Source organism: Niabella pedocola (genome assembly GCF_021044425.1).
Lineage (GTDB): Bacteria > Bacteroidota > Bacteroidia > Chitinophagales > Chitinophagaceae > Niabella > Niabella pedocola.
Genome location: NZ_JAJNEC010000008.1, coordinates 243,382 through 259,774, shown reverse-complemented (window position 1 = coordinate 259,774; position 16,393 = coordinate 243,382). Strand labels below are relative to the sequence as shown.

15 protein-coding genes are annotated in these 16,393 nt (G+C 48.2%); 5 read left to right on the top strand and 10 right to left on the bottom strand.

Annotation, left to right across the window (positions count from 1 at the left end):
* The first annotated feature begins 2 nt into the window (after window positions 1–2).
* The 5 genes from LQ567_RS25570 to LQ567_RS25550 all read left to right on the top strand — a co-directional run bounded on the left by LQ567_RS25570 (window position 3) and on the right by LQ567_RS25550 (window position 3,718).
* Window positions 3–203, top strand: a complete 201-nt coding sequence (locus LQ567_RS25570; protein ID WP_231008768.1) for a hypothetical protein — start codon at window positions 3–5, stop codon at window positions 201–203.
* A gap of 18 nt (window positions 204–221) precedes the next feature.
* On the top strand, window positions 222–413 hold the full coding sequence (locus tag LQ567_RS25565) for a hypothetical protein (protein WP_231008767.1): 192 nt from the start codon (window positions 222–224) through the stop codon (window positions 411–413).
* 46 nt (window positions 414–459) lie between these two features.
* The gene (locus LQ567_RS25560; RefSeq protein ID WP_231008766.1) at window positions 460–666 is read left to right on the top strand and encodes a hypothetical protein; all 207 of its coding nucleotides are present in this window, start codon (window positions 460–462) and stop codon (window positions 664–666) included.
* A gap of 69 nt (window positions 667–735) precedes the next feature.
* On the top strand, window positions 736–2,094 hold the full coding sequence (locus tag LQ567_RS25555) for a sulfatase-like hydrolase/transferase (protein WP_231008765.1): 1,359 nt from the start codon (window positions 736–738) through the stop codon (window positions 2,092–2,094).
* Between the two features lie 16 nt (window positions 2,095–2,110).
* The gene (locus LQ567_RS25550) at window positions 2,111–3,718 is read left to right on the top strand and encodes a sulfatase family protein (RefSeq protein ID WP_231008764.1); all 1,608 of its coding nucleotides are present in this window, start codon (window positions 2,111–2,113) and stop codon (window positions 3,716–3,718) included.
* 135 nt (window positions 3,719–3,853) lie between these two features.
* Here LQ567_RS25550 and LQ567_RS25545 read toward each other — a convergent pair whose 3' ends face one another.
* From LQ567_RS25545 to LQ567_RS25500, 10 genes are all read right to left on the bottom strand, one after another.
* On the bottom strand, window positions 3,854–4,627 hold the full coding sequence (locus LQ567_RS25545) for a LytR/AlgR family response regulator transcription factor (protein ID WP_231008763.1): 774 nt from the start codon (window positions 4,625–4,627) through the stop codon (window positions 3,854–3,856).
* Window positions 4,628–4,645: 18 nt separating this feature from the next.
* Window positions 4,646–7,630: a ligand-binding sensor domain-containing protein gene (locus LQ567_RS25540; protein WP_231008762.1), complete on the bottom strand. Its 2,985-nt coding sequence runs from the start codon at window positions 7,628–7,630 to the stop codon at window positions 4,646–4,648.
* Between the two features lie 86 nt (window positions 7,631–7,716).
* Entirely contained in the window at window positions 7,717–8,478 is a 762-nt protein-coding gene (locus LQ567_RS25535) for a hypothetical protein (RefSeq protein WP_231008761.1), read from the bottom strand.
* Between the two features lie 28 nt (window positions 8,479–8,506).
* Entirely contained in the window at window positions 8,507–9,130 is a 624-nt protein-coding gene (locus LQ567_RS25530; RefSeq protein WP_231008760.1) for a hypothetical protein, read from the bottom strand.
* A 101-nt stretch (window positions 9,131–9,231) separates the two neighbouring features.
* On the bottom strand, window positions 9,232–10,653 hold the full coding sequence (locus LQ567_RS25525) for a tail fiber domain-containing protein (protein WP_231008759.1): 1,422 nt from the start codon (window positions 10,651–10,653) through the stop codon (window positions 9,232–9,234).
* A gap of 635 nt (window positions 10,654–11,288) precedes the next feature.
* Window positions 11,289–11,912 (bottom strand): hypothetical protein, encoded by a 624-nt coding sequence (locus LQ567_RS25520; RefSeq protein WP_231008758.1) that lies wholly within the window; start codon window positions 11,910–11,912, stop codon window positions 11,289–11,291.
* A 22-nt stretch (window positions 11,913–11,934) separates the two neighbouring features.
* On the bottom strand, window positions 11,935–13,251 hold the full coding sequence (locus tag LQ567_RS25515) for a tail fiber domain-containing protein (RefSeq protein WP_231008757.1): 1,317 nt from the start codon (window positions 13,249–13,251) through the stop codon (window positions 11,935–11,937).
* 95 nt (window positions 13,252–13,346) lie between these two features.
* Complete coding sequence (locus LQ567_RS25510) at window positions 13,347–14,750, bottom strand: tail fiber domain-containing protein (protein ID WP_231008756.1); 1,404 nt, start codon at window positions 14,748–14,750, stop codon at window positions 13,347–13,349.
* A gap of 221 nt (window positions 14,751–14,971) precedes the next feature.
* The gene (locus LQ567_RS25505; protein WP_231008755.1) at window positions 14,972–15,877 is read right to left on the bottom strand and encodes a ribonuclease Z; all 906 of its coding nucleotides are present in this window, start codon (window positions 15,875–15,877) and stop codon (window positions 14,972–14,974) included.
* A gap of 29 nt (window positions 15,878–15,906) precedes the next feature.
* The gene (locus LQ567_RS25500) at window positions 15,907–16,311 is read right to left on the bottom strand and encodes an STAS domain-containing protein (RefSeq protein ID WP_231008754.1); all 405 of its coding nucleotides are present in this window, start codon (window positions 16,309–16,311) and stop codon (window positions 15,907–15,909) included.
* Window positions 16,312–16,393 lie beyond the last annotated feature (82 nt).

Here is a 16,393-nt window from a genome sequence, read left to right as displayed (position 1 = left end):
CCATGGATGGGGTTTTTATTTTTCTTTTATTTGGTATTCCCATTACCTGCCTGGCCCTGATGATCGCCGGCTTTATAAAGCTGTTTTCCCGAAAAGATGAAGTACGGAAATCGGGATCGCGGTTATTGCTTACCGGCAGCATTATCATGGCCGTTATACTTTTAATTGGCTTTTCGCTTTGTTCCGGTATTTTTCGGGGCTAAACTATAAAACACAAAACGATGGAAGAACTGGGTATTATGATCTTGATTGGCGGACCAATTATCGGTCTGATCCTGATCCTGATAGGAATTATAAAATTGTTCGGTCAAAGCGAAAAAGCGATTGAGGGACGTAAACTGGTGCTGATCGGATTCATCCTCCTGGTATGCTCGGCACTGGTGGGTTTCTCCATCTGTACGGGCGGGTTCTGATCAGGTATGCCGGACGTGCAGATGAAAAAAAATAAAAACAAACAGCATGGCAGAGTTTGGACTGTTTTTGATAATTGTAGGTCCCATCGTGGGCGGAATCATGTTGCTGGTAGGCATCATTCAATTGCTTAGCCATGCCGAACCCGCAGGACGCGGCCGTAAAAACGCACTTACCGGTTTGATCATTATTGTGCTTTCCATACTGATTGGTTTTTCCATTTGTTCTATTGCACCCTCCGGCGGATTTCATTAGCACCCGGTTCATTCCCGGTAAACCCAAATTAATCCTAATTTAGAACCAAATTCCAACGGGTATTGATACATGAAAATAAAATGTCTCTGGTTATTGATCGGTTGTGCATTGCTCACCATACAAGGTGAAAGTCAATCCGCGGTACAGCCTCCCAACGTGATCCTGATCTACTCCGATGATCAGGGCTGGGCCGATCTGCATTCTTTTGGATCAGCGGATCTGTACACACCCGTTCTGGATAGCTTGGGTGCCAGCGGTGTGCGTTTTACGCAGTTCTATGCAGCTTCACCCATTTGTTCTCCTTCCCGGGCCTCCCTGCTTACAGGCCGGTATCCGCAGCGGGCAGGGTTGCCGGAAATGGCCTCTTCATTAAAAGGGGTGCAGGGAATGCCGGGCTCTCAGTATACCCTGGGCGAGCTGTTTCAGGATGCGGGTTATAAAACGGCCCATATCGGCAAATGGCATATAGGCTATACCCCGGAAACGATGCCCAATGCACAGGGCTTTGATGAATCCTTTGGATTTATGGGCGGATGCATTGATAATTATTCCCATTTTTTTTACTGGAACGGTCCTAACCGGCATGATCTCTGGCGCAATGGCAAAGAGATCCATGAGGATGGTGCGTATTTCCCGGATCTGATGGTGCGCGAGGCCGGTGCATTTATGGAAAAGAACCGGAACAATCCTTTCTTTATCTATTTTGCCATTAACATACCGCACTACCCATTACAGGGTGAAAAAAAATGGCTGGACTATTATAAAAAGAAAGGGCTGGCCTCGCCCCGTGATCAGTATGCCGCCTTTGTATCTACGATGGATGAAAAGATCGGTATGCTGCTGAGCCGGTTGAAGGCATTGGGACTGGCGGATAATACCATTGTGATCTTTCAGCCGGACCAGGGCTTTTCCGAAGAGGAGCGCACCTTTGGCGGCGGCGGTTCGGCAGGCATGCTGCGCGGTTCCAAGTTTAGTCTGTTTGAAGGAGGTACCCGCGTGCCGGCGATCATCAGCTGGCCAGGGCAGATCCGCCCCAACCAAGTAAGGGACCAGTTTGCGGCGAATATCGATTGGTTCCCTACGCTTGCGGAGTATTGTAACATCCCGTTTCATAACCACGGGATCGATGGAAGGAGCCTCGCCGGCATCATCCGGGATAAAGAGCAACCCACAATGCACCCATCCTTTTTCTGGAAGCAGGGCGGCACAAAGGATAACCCGCAGTGGGCAGTGCGCCAGGGCGATTGGAAGCTGCTGCACAACCCGGCACAGGCCCGGAAGGAGGAGCTGGATGCGGATGGTTTTTTTCTGGCCAATATCAAAACAGATCCGGGAGAGCAGGTGAATCTTTCAAAACAGCAACCCGCGATCGTGAAAGCGTTAAAGACGCTGTATGATCAATGGGTGGCGGAGGCCAATCAACAATAAAAATAAAAATCAAGCGATGCATTGGACAAAAATAACAGGATGGATGCTGGCGCTGGCATTGCCGCTGATGGCAGCAGCCCAGCAGGGTAGCGGGGTAAAGAAACGCCCGAATATTGTATACATCATGAGTGATGACCATGGATACCAGGCGGTAAGTGCTTACGGGTATGGATTGAATCACACGCCCAATATCGACCGGCTGGCAAAGGAGGGGGTGTTGTTTACCCAGGCCACCGTTACGAATTCGCTCTGCGCCCCCAGTCGTGCGGTGTTGCTTACCGGCAAGCATAGCTTTATCAATGGTAAAATAGACAATGAAGCCCGCTTCGACTGGAACCAGGATAATTTTGCCAAGCAGTTGCAGCAACATGGCTACCAGACAGCACTGATCGGTAAGATACATATGGACGGCTTGCCCCAGGGCTTTGATTATTCGGCAGTGCTGATTGATCAGGGGGAATACTATAACCCCAACTTCATCATTAACGGGAAAAAGCAACAGGTGCCCGGGTATGTGACGGATCTTACCACTGATATGACACTGGACTGGATCGCAAAGCGCGATACGGCCAAACCATTTTGTGTGCTTTTTCATCAAAAAGCCCCCCATCGCGAATGGTTGCCCGCGTTGCGCCATATTGCGGAGTATACAAAACTGAAGGTAAAGGAACCGTCTACATTATTTGATGATTACAAGGGACGCGGCACTGCTGCCCGTACGGCTGAAATGAACATCCTGAAGGATATGAACTGGGCCGGCGATAGCAAAATACCACCGGCAATGATGGATGAGCTGGGACTGAAGCAAACACTTACCTGGGATAAAGCAGCGTATACGAACAACCTGGGGCGTATGACGCCCGATGAGCGCAAGGCATGGGACGCAGTATATGATCCCATTATGGCAGACTTTAAAAAACGCTATCCGTCGATGTCGAAAACGGAACTGATGCGCTGGCGTTATCAGCGGTATATGCAGGACTACCTGGGAACCGTGGCTGCGGTGGATGACGGTGTAGGCCGGTTGCTGGATTTCTTAAAGACAAACGGATTGGATGAGAATACGATCGTGATCTATACTTCCGACCAGGGCTTTTACCTCGGTGAGCATGGGTGGTTCGATAAACGCTTTATGTATGAGGAATCACTGCGTACGCCCCTGCTGATCCGTTATCCGGCAGAGATACCACAGGGAAAACGGTCTGCATCACTGGTACAGAACCTGGATTTTGCACCCACCCTTTTAGACTATGCCGGCGTAGCGGTTCCAAAAGATATGCAGGGCCGGTCGTTCCGGAAACTATTGAATGGAAAAGATACTTCCTGGCGGGATGCCATTTATTATACGTACTACGAGTACCCGTCTATCCACATGGTGAAGCGCCATTACGGCGTGCGCACCAACCGGTATAAACTGATCCATTTTTATTACGATGTGGATGAATGGGAGCTGTACGACCTTGAAAAGGATCCCCATGAAATGAAAAATGTATATAATGATCCGGCATATGCTTCGGTACGGAAGAACCTTTATAAAAAACTGGTGCAGCTCCGCAAACAGTATAAGGATTCGGATGCAAACGATCAGCGGTTTTTACAGGTGGCCGTCAAAAAACAGCAATAAATATTCTTTAACAAAACAGGGCCGGGGCAAACGAATGCCTGTTACACAACTGCACAGCTTCTGGTGGCAGCTTTAACCTGTTGCATATGCGAATGGGTATCATTCCGCACAAATAAAAAGGTTGTGCCACCGGTGCTATTTGCCCATCCATTTTTTAAAAGCCGGAGCCCGTTCCCGGCTCATATCGATCTCGAATTTATGGTTGGGCGCTTTCAGCCGGATCAGGAGCTTTGAGTTTTCAACCGGTTTAACGGCATGTACGGCATCGATATTAATAATGTATTGCCGGTTGGCGCGATAAAAGCGGTCCGGATCAAGTACTTCTTCTACATCGTCGAGAGAGGTGCTGTCCAGCAGGTACCGTTCACCGTTAAACAGGTAAAGATAATGGAGCACTTCTTTGGCAAAAAAGGCGATCTCTGTAACGGGGATGGGCATCCACTGATTACGGATACTGGCAACAAACCGTTCCTTATATCTTTTGGTGGTGTGTTGCGGATATGAAAGTGCTTTCATCAGTTCGGCAATATCTGCAACCATTGGTTTTCGTTGCAGAATAACCGCCTTGCACTTTTCAATAGCTTTTTTCAGTTCGTCTTCATTGACCGGTTTCAGAAGGTAATCAACACCGTTCACCTTAAAAGCACGAATGGCAAATTCATCATAAGCCGTGGTGAATACAATGGGGCATTTCAATTGAAAATACTCGAGGAGTTCAAAACTGACGCCGTCGCTAAGCTGGATATCCATAAACAGGATATCGGGCTCTTCATTTTGCATGAACCATTTTTTGGCAATTTTCAAACTGGGAATGATCTTGATGATGTCAATAGAGGGATCTGCATCGTTTATTTTATTTTGCAGCACCTGTGCGATGATTTCTTCGTCTTCTATAATGATTGCTTTCATAAAGCGGATGTGTTAAGATTAAATGAGCGGAATATAAATGCGGAATTCATCCTTTGTTTCTTCGATCGTTATGGGCTTGTCGCTGAGGTATGCATAAAGTGCCTGCAGGCTTGCGAGCCCCTGTTTATTGGACGTTTCCACCATATGTTTTTTTTGCAGGTTGTTTTTTACCAGCAGGTAGCCGTTCGCCGTTGAAAACGTGATGCACAGCGGAGTGTCCGGATCAATGATATTGTGTTTGATGGCGTTCTCAGTAAGGTTTTGCAGGGTGACCGGTACAATTTTCCGCGCGCAGTCGTCTTCTTCCACAGCAATCGTTATCTGTAGCCCTTCTTTGAATCTTGTTTTTTGTAGCTGGATATAGGTTTGTGCAAAAGCCAGTTCTTCCCGGAGTGTTACCAACTCGCTATCCCTGTTTTTTAAAATATACCGGTAGATCCGGGACATCTGTTCCAGGAAACTATTGGCTGTTTTCCGGTCGGTGTCAATAAGACCCGATAATGAGGTGAGTGAGTTGAAGAGGAAATGCGGGTTCAACTGCTGCTTTAAGCTTTCATACATCACCATGGCCTTTTCTTTTTCCAGCAGCTGTGCTTTTCCGTGAAGTGCTAACAGTGTTTCCTTCTGGCGCATCCGGTAACGGTAAAAAAACACAATACCACCGGTTAGTAACAACAACAGGAGCGGGCGGAACCAGGCCGTTTTATAAAACGGTGTATCAATACGAATATGGAGCAACTGCTCCGGCATATTCCATTGCTCCCGGTCTGTAGACGCCTTCAGGCGGAAGGTATAGTTTCCGCCGGGTATTTTTGTGTAATCGGCAAAGCGGTTACGGGTATACTTCCAGTCTTCATCGATACCTTCCAGCCGGTAAGCATACCAGGTATCCTCCGGGTTGTCATAGTTAACGGCTGCGAAGCCGATCGTGAAAAAGTTTTCGTCGTGTTTCAAATGAATGGAAGACGCAAGCAATGGCTCCTGTCTGCTGCCGGATATATCCAGCGTGGTAAAGAACGGGGTCAGTGAATTATTTTCTTTTTCAAATGCTGAGGCGGTAAACCGGATGAAGCCATTTTGGGTAGGCATCAGTATGTCGCCGTTGCTTAACGCCGCCGCCGCATGTTCCGGAAAGTCAACCGAAGGAAGGCCCTGCTGCAATCCAAATGAAGTAAAATATCTGCGACTGCTGTCCAGCATCATCAATCCGCCGGAAGTGCCGATCCAAACCCGGTTGGCCGGGTCAATAGCAAGCGGGCCGGTACTGTTGTTAATGAGGCCGTTGGTATGATTGTAGTTGGTTACCCGCAATGTTACCGGATCGATGACAGACAGACCGGTAAACGTACTTATCCATATCTGGCCGCTTCGGTCTTCCTTGATATCTACAACGGAATTGCCGGCAATACTACCCGGTGCGGCGGAAGCCTTCCACCGGTGATGCTTTCCGGTAATGGCATCATACATGCCGAGCCCGTTGCCGTTAAATCCCAGCCAGTATCGTCCTTTACGGTCCTGGAATAATTTTCGCCCGCCTTCGCCTGCAAACACATTTAACCCGGGTACAGACCGGATGCTGCGGAATTTTTGCTCCCCGGGGGCATAATAGTAGAAGCCGTCTTCATCCCGCGAGGAGAACCAGATATTGCCATGGCGATCCCTGTCTGCCGAAAAATAGAAGACCTCGGGAATGGAATCTTTTTTTTTGTAAAAGACCATTTTCCCCGTTTCCTGGATATACCTGTTGATGCCATGACCGGTGGCGATCCAGATATCGCCGGCGTCATCACACACAATTCCCCTGATGGAATTGTAATGCAGCATGTCTGGCCGGCCTTTCCGGTTATTCCATTCTTTATAGTTGCCGGAGCGGGGATCGTAACGTACAAGGCCATCCAGCGTACCCAGCCACAGATGGCCATTTTTGTCTTCCGCAGCTACCCGTGCCACCCTGCGGTTCCTTTTGTCGCGGTCATGATCAAATACCGGTATGATATGGAAGAAGGTTTTATCCGGACTGAAATAATTGATGCCGTTGTTTCCGCCCACCCATATCCGGCCTGCCTGGTCACAATAAAGCGCGCTGTGCAGGTTGGTGGAAGGCGTCCACATCTGCAACGGATCGTGCAGGAAATGGTCAAATGCATTGGTCTGCTCGTTATACAACATCAGTCCGTCCAGGTGCGTGGTGATCCAGATGCGACCGGACCGGTCGGCGATCATTGCGGAAAAATTCACCAGGGTACTGTTTTCCGATTCGATATAGCGGCTATAGTTTTCACAGGCGCTAAAGTCCGCAGAAAACTTTAGCAGCAGGTTGGGGTTCCGGGTCGTGATCCAGAAATGGCCATTGTGATCCGTAGCTGTTGCAATTACTCTTGCAGCTGCCGGCACCGGCAAAGGGATCTTTTGCATCTGGTCCGTAGCTACATTCAGGCGAAACAGGCCGGTACCACCGGCTATATAAATGAAGCCGTTCTTTTGCTCTAACTGGTAAATTATTTTAGGCAGGGAAGTGTCTCTTTGCTTATTGTAAAAAAACGCTGCCTTGGTTACAGGATTGTATTTTACCAGCCCTTTTCTGGTGCCCAGGTAAACCGTATGCTTATTAACAGGCAGGATATGGGTTACCCAGGTATCCGTTAGTGCTTTTACCGGAACAAACCGGTCGGCGGTTACATCATATTCCAGCATACCCTCTTCAATACCCACCAGGAAGCCCCCGCTGCTGTCTGCCGACATGCACCGGGAAAGCGATGTGGGAAGCGAGCCCGGATCGCCCGGAACAAAGCTGTAGGTTTTTACCGATTTACCATCAAACCGGTTTAGCCCGGCCTTGGTGGCGAACCACATGAAGCCTTTGTTGTCCTGTGCAATGGCATTGATACCTGCATCATTCAGCCCGTTTGCCACCGTAAGTTTCCGGAAAAAGAAGCGGTTTGGTTGTGCAGCAGCAGGCGCTGATAAATACAGCAACAGTAATACGATACCCAATAATCTCATATTACTCAAATTTACCATTTTAATTTACAACGGTCGCCGCGGCTGGTACCTTTTGTGTTGTGACATGAATGCTTTTAGGCGGAAGGTTATTGAAGTTTGTACCGGTACCGCTGCACATCGTTACTCAGCTGTGATTGTTTGCTTTCTGTCAGAACTTTTCCAGCTGCATCATACTGGTAGCTGCTGGTCCAGTGCCGGATCAGTTTATTGGTGGTATCAAATTCCCTGATTTCTACCAGCGCGTATTTTTCAGGCTTTCCATAGAGCATGGATGAAGCCCAGGTCCACCAATGAGGCAGGTTGGTTTTATTGGTAACGGATGCATCGTATTTAAAATGGGTTATAGATTTGTACACGCCTGCCTCGTAATATTTCGATTGCGTAAGCAGCCCATCAGTATAGATAAATTCCCATTTGTAGGAATTATTGTAGCCGGCCGCTTCTGCAAGGATCATGTATCCGTCTGCATTGTAGCCATACTGGTAAGTGTAGAAAATGGCGTTATCCGAAGCATTCCGGTATGTTTCCTTCGTAATGGCACCCGCCGTATTCAGCATGCAATCAATGGTCTGAACCAGGGTATTGTCGCTGATCTTATAACGACTTATCTGCAGGGCGGAAGGTGTTTGGTAATTAAAGAGGTACTTTTTATCACCGCTAATGCTGCTGCTGATCCGCCCCAGGGGATCATAAGAGACCTTAAGGGTTTCGGGCGCGTCGTTATTGTAAGCATTTTCTATTTCGGTTACCCGCAGGAGCGCTTCCCGCTCTTCCGGAGAAGTGGTCGTTCTTTCTTTTTTACAGCTGAAGGCAGCGGCCAGTAGCAATACTGCAAGGGTATATCTCATTACTATATTTTTATACGTTTATAAATTTTTATTGATCCTGTGTTACGTGAATAACCTTACTATATGCTTTGGTGCCATCTTTATCTATCTGGCCGATACGCAGGTAGCTAATGGGATTGATGGGTTCCAGGCTCAGATCTTTTTTGTTACAACCGGTAGTGAAAGCAACGGCCAGCAGAAAGACAACGAGGGGGTAGCCGTAGTTTCTTTTGCATTTTACAAATAACCCGGCGGCGAGGAAAAGCCCTAAACCCATTGCCAGCGTCATTCCGGTGCGCCCGGTTTCGTATTCATACTGCAGCGGGGATGTGGCGTTGCCACCCGGTGCTTTTGAAGCAACAGCGGCGATCTTTTTAAAATGGGTACCATCCCCGGAAACTTCAATGTCGAAATGATCATTGTTGGTCTCTGTTTCGGTGGTCCATTGAACCAGGAGTCGCTGGTTGTTGATGGAAGCGCTGATATTGCCAAACTGTACCGGGAGCGCGATGTCCGCCGGTCCTCCGTCGGTTGATAGGGACCCCAGCACCCAGTCCACGGAAACCGCCCCGGCATTGCCGCTTCCGGAGGCCGGATAAAGGGCCCCCTGGGCGCCCGCAGCCAGGGACAGGCCGGTTATTGTAAGGAGTAAAAAAAGTGATTTGAGTTTCATTGTAGTTGATATTGTATGGGTCATGTTACGTCATGGAGTATCTGGGGCTCAGGGCGTCAAAATTCCGTGCCCCTGTGCTCTATTATGCGTTTATCGAAAGCTCAGTTTTCTTTTCTTGCCGCTTCCAGTTGTTGTACCTGTTTCCGTAATATTTTATTTGCGTCGCTCAATAGCTTTACCTGGTTTTTCATTTCTTCCGATTGCTTGATCAGTGCCTGCAATGCGATCATCATCACCCCATCGATATCCGCGCTGGCAATGGTGGTGTCGTTGCCGATGGTGCCGGTGCCGTCGTTCCCAAACAGGCTGTAAAATTCCTGGGCCATAGGGCCATAGTGGCGGTACTGTTTTTTATCCTGCCCTTTATAGTTCCAGCTGCCCAGCTTCATGTTTTTTATTTTGGAAAGAAAGCGCATGCCATCCGCTGCCTTATAGTTTTCTTTTTTGGTACTGTCGGAGATGCTGGCCCAGCTATTGCCGCCAGCAGCCAGTGTAACACCGGCACCCGTTCCTGCACCTGTGGTACCTGTAAAAAGCCGGTAGCCGCCACGGAAACGCATGGTCATCTGATTAGCATCGGAGCTGTTGAGCATGATCGTATTATAATCTCCAATAATAAAGGACCCTGCAAAATTGTTGGTGCTGGTATAGGTTCCCATTGCAGTTGAATAGCTACCGGAGGCAGTAACTCTTGTTCCTATGGCTGTCGTATTTTGCATAGAGGCGGTTGCGGTTGTGCCCATAGCCAGTGCCCCGGATCCGGAAGCCGTGGTACGCCATCCGATGGCGGTTGCTTCACTTGCGCTGGCCAGTGCCTCATAACCAATGGCAACTGCATTATTGGCTGTTGCTTTTGAATTCTGTATTGCGGCTATGGAGTTTTCTCCGGTGGCTTCGGTATAGGAACCCAGCGCCAGCGACTGATTGCCTGAGGCCTTGCCATTGAAACCTATCGATACAGCGTCGGTACCAGAGGCTGTTGAGCCATTGCCTACCGCAAAAGAAGAAATGCCGGAAGCTGTTGTTGTCATGCCAATAGCCAATGCATCCTGCCCGGTAGCCCGGGTGTCATTACCCATGCTATTGGCCCGGACACCCGAATTAACAGAACCATTGCCCGAAATATTCCGGGTAGCCAGCGCATAGGGAACACTTAATAACTGGGTGGTACTGAAAGTGCTGTAAGCACCACCACCTGCAGCGTCCAGTTCTACCTGCAAATAATGTATCGCATCAGTCCATTTAAGGTACATGGTGCCCAATATTACCGTACCGCCGCCTACCGCCACATTGAATACACCATTTGCACCGGTTGTAGTCGTATGCATTTCCTGGTATACGGCATTGCCATTGGCAGAACCTTCATGGATGGTAAATCGTACTGAAACAGATTGGTTGGCAACGGCCTGTCCGCTGTTGTTGCGGGCTACACCCTGAAAGGCAAATTTTAATGGAACCTGCGTATGGGCAGTTAAAAACAGGCCTGTGGCAGAAAGAATGAGTAATAATAGTTTCAATTTCATGGTATTTGATTTGCTTGAGAAACGAAACTATAACCCGGTAGATGAGGTGGGAAATTTATTAAGAGCAAGTGCCGGAATCACTATTAAGATGTAGATTTTTGAAATTGAAGTGCGGGCTGGGGGCAACAAAAAAGAGGTTGTACCAAAAGTATCTATTTTGTCATTCTGAGATTTCCATTTGCGTAGCAAAATCAACGAAGCCATGACAAATCTGTTTTGGGTCATCCTGAACTTGTTTCAGGATCTGCCTAAATCATGCATAGATGCCGAAACGAGTTCGGCATGACTAAAGTATAATTGATTTCCAATGCGTAAGCAATCTGTCATTGGCAGTATTTGATTTACATAATAAAATCAATGAGGCGATGACAAATACGCTTCAGGTCACCCTGAACTTGTTTTAGGGTCTATTGGAAAGATCCACATGGAAGCTGAAACAATCCCGAATGATCGGGACAGCTTGCCAAAAGTATAATTGATCTTTAATACATAACGTAATCTGTCATTGGCAACTTGTTTCGGCATCTAAAGATGATCGCTCGTCAATAGATGCTGAAACAAGTTCAGAATGGCATCATGTTGTAAAACGACTTTTGAGACAGCCTCTTTCAGCTATTCTTTAAAAAAGGTATGGATTACTCGCCGGTGATTTTTACCACCTTGCTGTATGTTTTTATGCCGTCTTTATCTACCTGTGCAATACGGAGGTACTGGTTGGGAATGGTTGGGGCTATTTCCAGATGTTTTTTGGAGCAGCCGGATAGGATAGCAACGGCCAGCAGGATTAGAACAGCGGGCAGGTAATGCCATCTTTTCCGTTTTGAGAGGAAACCGGTACAGCAAAGCATTCCGAATGCCAATGCCAGTGCCGTTTCCGCCTGTGCTGACCGGTATTCATATTCCAGGGGAGTTGCGGAATGGCCTGCTGCTGCTTTTGAAGCTACGGATGCGACCTTTTTAAAAGACGTGCCGTCCGCAGAAACTTCAATATCGAAATGATCATTATTGGATTCTGTTTCAGTTGTCCATTTTACCAGAAGCTGTTGGTTGGCAATGGTGGCGCTGATGGTACCAAACTGCACCGGAAGTGCGATATCGGCCGAACCTCCGTCTGTTGATAAAGACCCCAGCACCCAGTCTACAGATACCGCGCCGGCGCTGCCGCTTCCGGAGGCACCATAAATATTACCCCATCCGGTTTGTGCCTGAACGCTGATATGGATGATGCCGGATAACAGTATGACCATTATTTTTTTCATGTGGAATGGATTGAATAGGTTCTTAATTTTCTTTTTTAGCAGCGGCTAACTGTGCAACGCTTTGCTGTAATTTTTTATTCGCTTTCGTTAATTGTTTTACCTCGGTTTGCAAAATCTCTGTTTGCTTTACCAGTGCCTGTAAGGCAATCATCATTACACCGTCGATATCCGCGCTGGCAATGGTGGTATCGTTGCCGATGGTGCCGGTGCCGTCATTGCCAAACAGGCTGTAAAATTCCTGGGCCATTGGACCGTAGTGCCGGTAAATTTGTTTGTCCTGACCCTTGTAATTCCAGCTGCCTAACTTCATGCCCTTTATTTTAGAAAGAAAGGCTGCCCCGTTTGCGGCTGAATAGTTTTCTTTTTTGGTGCTATCGGAGATACTGGACCAGCTATTGCCGTTGGGCCCCATGGTAACACCGGCTGTGCTGCCGTCACCGGTTGGTGATGTAAAAAAACGGTAGCCGCCACCAAAGCGCATGGTCATTTGGTTGTCCGCAGCACTGCTACTGGGTAAAAGTGCAATATTCGAGCGGAAATCTGCAAAAATGGCGGCTCCAATGTGCTTGGTTGCTGCACCATTCCCAATGACAAAGGAATAGTCGGCATTAGCTTCAACATTGTTGCCAATAGCGATAGCTGAACCGCCTGCAACGTTGGTATAGTTTCCTATGGCAGCAGAGAAATTGCCGGGAACCTCAACAAACCTGCCAAGGGCTATCGCGTTTATTCCGGTAGCCTTGTTACCGCGTCCTAAAGCAACCGAGCCATTGTTTGTAGCGAGGGATCCGATGCCCGCAGCAAAAGATTGATCGCCCGCTGCCGTAGTACCCGACCCGATGGCCAAAGCATTGTTTCCGGTAGCTATGGTTGCTTCACCCATGGTGTTGCCGGTTACTGATAAAACGGTGGATCCGGATGCCACCAACCTGCCTGCTGCAAAAGCGTAAGGTACGCTGAGTAATTGGGTGGTGCTTACAGTAGTGAAGGCGCTGCCGCCGGCAGGATCTATTTCTACCTGCAGGTAATAGGCTACTGCGTTGCTCCAGTTAATACTTTGAAACATATTCTGGAATACACTGGTGCTCTTACTGCCGATAGCCACATTGAATACGCCGGCGGCGTTGGTGGTTGGGTTATGGGTTTCCTGGAACACCTCCCCACCGGTTTCGGCACCCTGGTGAATGGTAAACCGTACGGAAACAGATTTACTGGCTACCGCTTGCCCGTTACTGTTGCGGGCCACACCCTGGAATGCAAATTGTTTTGGAACCTGGGATATAGCGGTTATCGACAAGCAGATTACCACAACAGCGCATAAAAATAATTTCAGTTTCATTGGAACGAGATTGATATTGTTAATTTATGTTTTACGTTAAAAGAGTAAGCGTCTTTGCGTATCATTCATGGAAGATAATATTGACTGTAGCGTTGTTAGTGATCTTTCCTTCTTGCTTCCAGCTGTTGTATGCGTTGCTGTAATTTTTTATTGGTTTCAGCAAGTTGGTCTACCTGCTTTACCAATGCCTGTAAGGCAATCATCATTACACCGTCGATGTCTGCACTGGCAATGGTGGTGTCGCATCCGATGGTACCGGTGCCGTCATTACCAAACAGGCTGTGAAATTCCTGTGCCATGGGGCCATAGTGGCGGTATCGCTGTTTGTCCTGTCCCTTATAATTCCAGCTGCCCAGCTTCATGCTTTTTATTTTAGAAAGAAAGGCGGCACCGTTTGCGGCTGAATAGTTTTCTTTTTTTGTGCTATCGGAAATACTGGCCCAGCTGTTGCCGTTGGGGTCCAGTGAAACACCGGCACCGCTGCCGAAACCGGCGGTTCCGGTATAAAACCGGTAGCCGCCGCCAAAGCGCATGACCATTTGATTTTCTGCGGAGTTTTTTGTAGTATAAATGGGCCTGTAGTCGCCAACAATAAAGGATCCCTTAAAGGAACCGGTACTTACGTTATTGCCCATGGTAGTTGAATAATCACCGTCGGCCAATACTTCGGAACCCAAGCTTGTAGCGCCTGTACCGGTAGCCTGGCTCTTATACCCTATGGCAATTGTTGTTGTTCCTGTAGCTTTGGACAGCGCCCCGGCAGCAAAGGCATTGAGTCCGGAGGCTTCGGCGCTGTAGCCCATGGCTACCGCGCTGGAATTGGTGGCTTTGGAAATAGTGCCTGCAGCAAAAGATGCATAAGCAGATGCTTCAGAGCTTTGTCCTGCAGCAAAAGAATAGTTTCCCGAGGCCTTGGTATCAACCCCTATACTCAGCGCAGCGTCTCCCGAAGCATTGGTTCCGAGACCCACAGCGGTAGCATTTGCCCCCGAGGCGGTGGTATTATGACCCATTGCGGTTGCATTGGCTGCAAGCGCTTTGTTGCCGGATGACCCGATGGTGGTTCCGGTACCGGACAGGACAAGGGAGCCTGTTGCCACCAGCCGGCTCGCAGCAATGGCGTACGGCACGCTGAGCAGCTGGCTGGTGCTAATGGTGGTAAAGGCGCTGCCGCCTGCCGGATCTATTTCCACCTGCAGGTAATAGGCTACGTTGTTGCTCCAGTTAAGCGTATTGGGAAAACCTGTCTTACTGCCGATGGCTACATTAAAAACGCCGGCTGCATTGGTAGTAGGATTGTGGATTTCCTGGAACACTTCACCGCCTGTTTCCGCGCCCTGGTGGATGGTAAAGCGTACGGACACTTTTTGGTTGGCTGCAGCTTGCCCGTTATTATTGCGGGCCACGCCCTGGAACGCAAATAGGGAAGGTACCTGTGCCTTAGTGGTCATTGACAGACTTGTGATTACAAGCAGTAATAAAAATAGTTTCAACTTCATGGTAATTATTTTTCCTGAGGCGAAACTATTATGCCGGGAACCCCCTTGAAAATTAAAACATGGTAAACGGATCGAATGAAAGTTAAACAGGATATTTAGTGAAGCGAAGTGATTGAGGAATGCCGGGGCAGGAAGAACCTGAAGCGCTGCTATTTGTACTGCAGCACAAGCGAGCGTGGCAACGGGGATGATAGCAGTACTGCTGCCGGCTCCATAAAAAACTAAGGTATCCGGTAGCAAACGCCTTCGAGCGCCAGGTCGGTATTGGGAAATACTTCCCGGGCTTCGGTTTCAAAGGCATCCAGCACATCATAACGGCTGCTGAAATGGCCGATGAGTAATTTTTTTACCTGCGCCTTTTGCGCGATGCGTGCCGCTTCTTTGGAAGTGGAATGAAAGCGCAGGTGTGCCTGTGCCGCAAAGTTATCCAGGTAGGTGGCTTCATGATAGATCATGTCTGCTCCCTGTATGGCGGGAATAATAGATTCATCGTACCGGGTATCTGCGCAGAAGGCATAGGTCTTTCCTTTTGGAGCAGCTTCTGTAAGCTGTTCGTTTTTGATCACCGTTCCGTCGGGGGCCGTATAGTCGTTGCCCTGCCGCAGGTTTTCGAACGCGCTGTAATGGACGCGGTGTGCCTGCACTGCTTCCGCGTTAATGCGCCGGGGTTTCTTTTGTTCTTTAAAAACGAAGCCAAAACATTCAATGCGGTGATCTGTTCTGAAACAGCGGATCTCCATATCATCAATGGTCATTAAATGACCGGGAGCCTGAATGGCATGAAAGTGCAGCGGGTAGGGCATACGGGTATCGGCCAGTTTGAACTGCAGTTCTAAAACCTCCTGTAAAGCCGGAGGTGCCACCACATGCAGTTCCTGCTGCCGGCCCAGCAACGCAAAAGAGTTTAATAACCCCACCAGGCCAAAGTAATGATCGCCGTGAAGATGCGATATAAAAATATGTGAAATGCGGCTGCGGCGGATCTTGTAACGGATGAGCTGGATCTGGGTGCCTTCGCCGCAATCGATAAGAAAACTGCGGCTGGATGTAGCGAGTACCTGGCTGGTAGGATGCCGTTCAAAAGCGGGCACCGCTGAATTGTTTCCCAGTATGGTAACTCCCAACATTCCGTTAAACTTTTTAGGGGTTTATTTGTTTATTCATTTCCCGTATCCGTGAATTCAATATCTTCCGTATCCAGCAGCTCGCGTTCGATTTCTTCCATCTGTACAATATCCCAGGCTTCACTTTCGGTGGGGGCGATATTGAGCAGTTCATCCAGTTCGTGTTCTGCCAAAAATGCGTTTACGGTTTTTTGTATATTGCAGGTTACAAAAGAGGCGTTGTTTTCATAGAAATATTGCTGTATTTGCAGGAGTTTAGCGGCTGCAGCAGCATCTATCTCTTCCACCGCATGCAAGTTCAGGATCACATTCTTTACCTCCTTTTGCAGAAAAGGAAGCAACGCCGCATCCATTTGATCTGTCATTGTAGCAGATAGAACAGGCTCATTTGGCGTGATGACGTGAAATTTCTCTTTGGTATCTATTTTGACTTGCATATAGAGTGAATTTGGAATAAATATGCTTAAATTACAAGTAAATTTAGTACCAAATATATTTGTTAATATTGTAAATAAACAT

What these genes read in the sequence shown, in the direction of transcription:
- LQ567_RS25565 (WP_231008767.1), top strand. Translation starts at nt 222, where the DNA reads ATGGAAGAACTGGGTATTATGATCTTGATTGGCGGACCAATTATCGGT.
- LQ567_RS25525 (WP_231008759.1), bottom strand. Translation starts at nt 10,653, where the DNA reads ATGAAATTGAAACTATTATTACTCATTCTTTCTGCCACAGGCCTGTTT.
- LQ567_RS25520 (WP_231008758.1), bottom strand. Translation starts at nt 11,912, where the DNA reads ATGAAAAAAATAATGGTCATACTGTTATCCGGCATCATCCATATCAGC.
- LQ567_RS25515 (WP_231008757.1), bottom strand. Translation starts at nt 13,251, where the DNA reads ATGAAACTGAAATTATTTTTATGCGCTGTTGTGGTAATCTGCTTGTCG.
- LQ567_RS25545 (WP_231008763.1), bottom strand. Translation starts at nt 4,627, where the DNA reads ATGAAAGCAATCATTATAGAAGACGAAGAAATCATCGCACAGGTGCTG.
- LQ567_RS25555 (WP_231008765.1), top strand. Translation starts at nt 736, where the DNA reads ATGAAAATAAAATGTCTCTGGTTATTGATCGGTTGTGCATTGCTCACC.
- LQ567_RS25500 (WP_231008754.1), bottom strand. Translation starts at nt 16,311, where the DNA reads ATGCAAGTCAAAATAGATACCAAAGAGAAATTTCACGTCATCACGCCA.
- LQ567_RS25510 (WP_231008756.1), bottom strand. Translation starts at nt 14,750, where the DNA reads ATGAAGTTGAAACTATTTTTATTACTGCTTGTAATCACAAGTCTGTCA.
- LQ567_RS25535 (WP_231008761.1), bottom strand. Translation starts at nt 8,478, where the DNA reads ATGAGATATACCCTTGCAGTATTGCTACTGGCCGCTGCCTTCAGCTGT.
- LQ567_RS25560 (WP_231008766.1), top strand. Translation starts at nt 460, where the DNA reads ATGGCAGAGTTTGGACTGTTTTTGATAATTGTAGGTCCCATCGTGGGC.
- LQ567_RS25530 (WP_231008760.1), bottom strand. Translation starts at nt 9,130, where the DNA reads ATGAAACTCAAATCACTTTTTTTACTCCTTACAATAACCGGCCTGTCC.
- LQ567_RS25550 (WP_231008764.1), top strand. Translation starts at nt 2,111, where the DNA reads ATGCATTGGACAAAAATAACAGGATGGATGCTGGCGCTGGCATTGCCG.
- LQ567_RS25505 (WP_231008755.1), bottom strand. Translation starts at nt 15,877, where the DNA reads ATGTTGGGAGTTACCATACTGGGAAACAATTCAGCGGTGCCCGCTTTT.
- LQ567_RS25540 (WP_231008762.1), bottom strand. Translation starts at nt 7,630, where the DNA reads ATGAGATTATTGGGTATCGTATTACTGTTGCTGTATTTATCAGCGCCT.
- LQ567_RS25570 (WP_231008768.1), top strand. Translation starts at nt 3, where the DNA reads ATGGATGGGGTTTTTATTTTTCTTTTATTTGGTATTCCCATTACCTGC.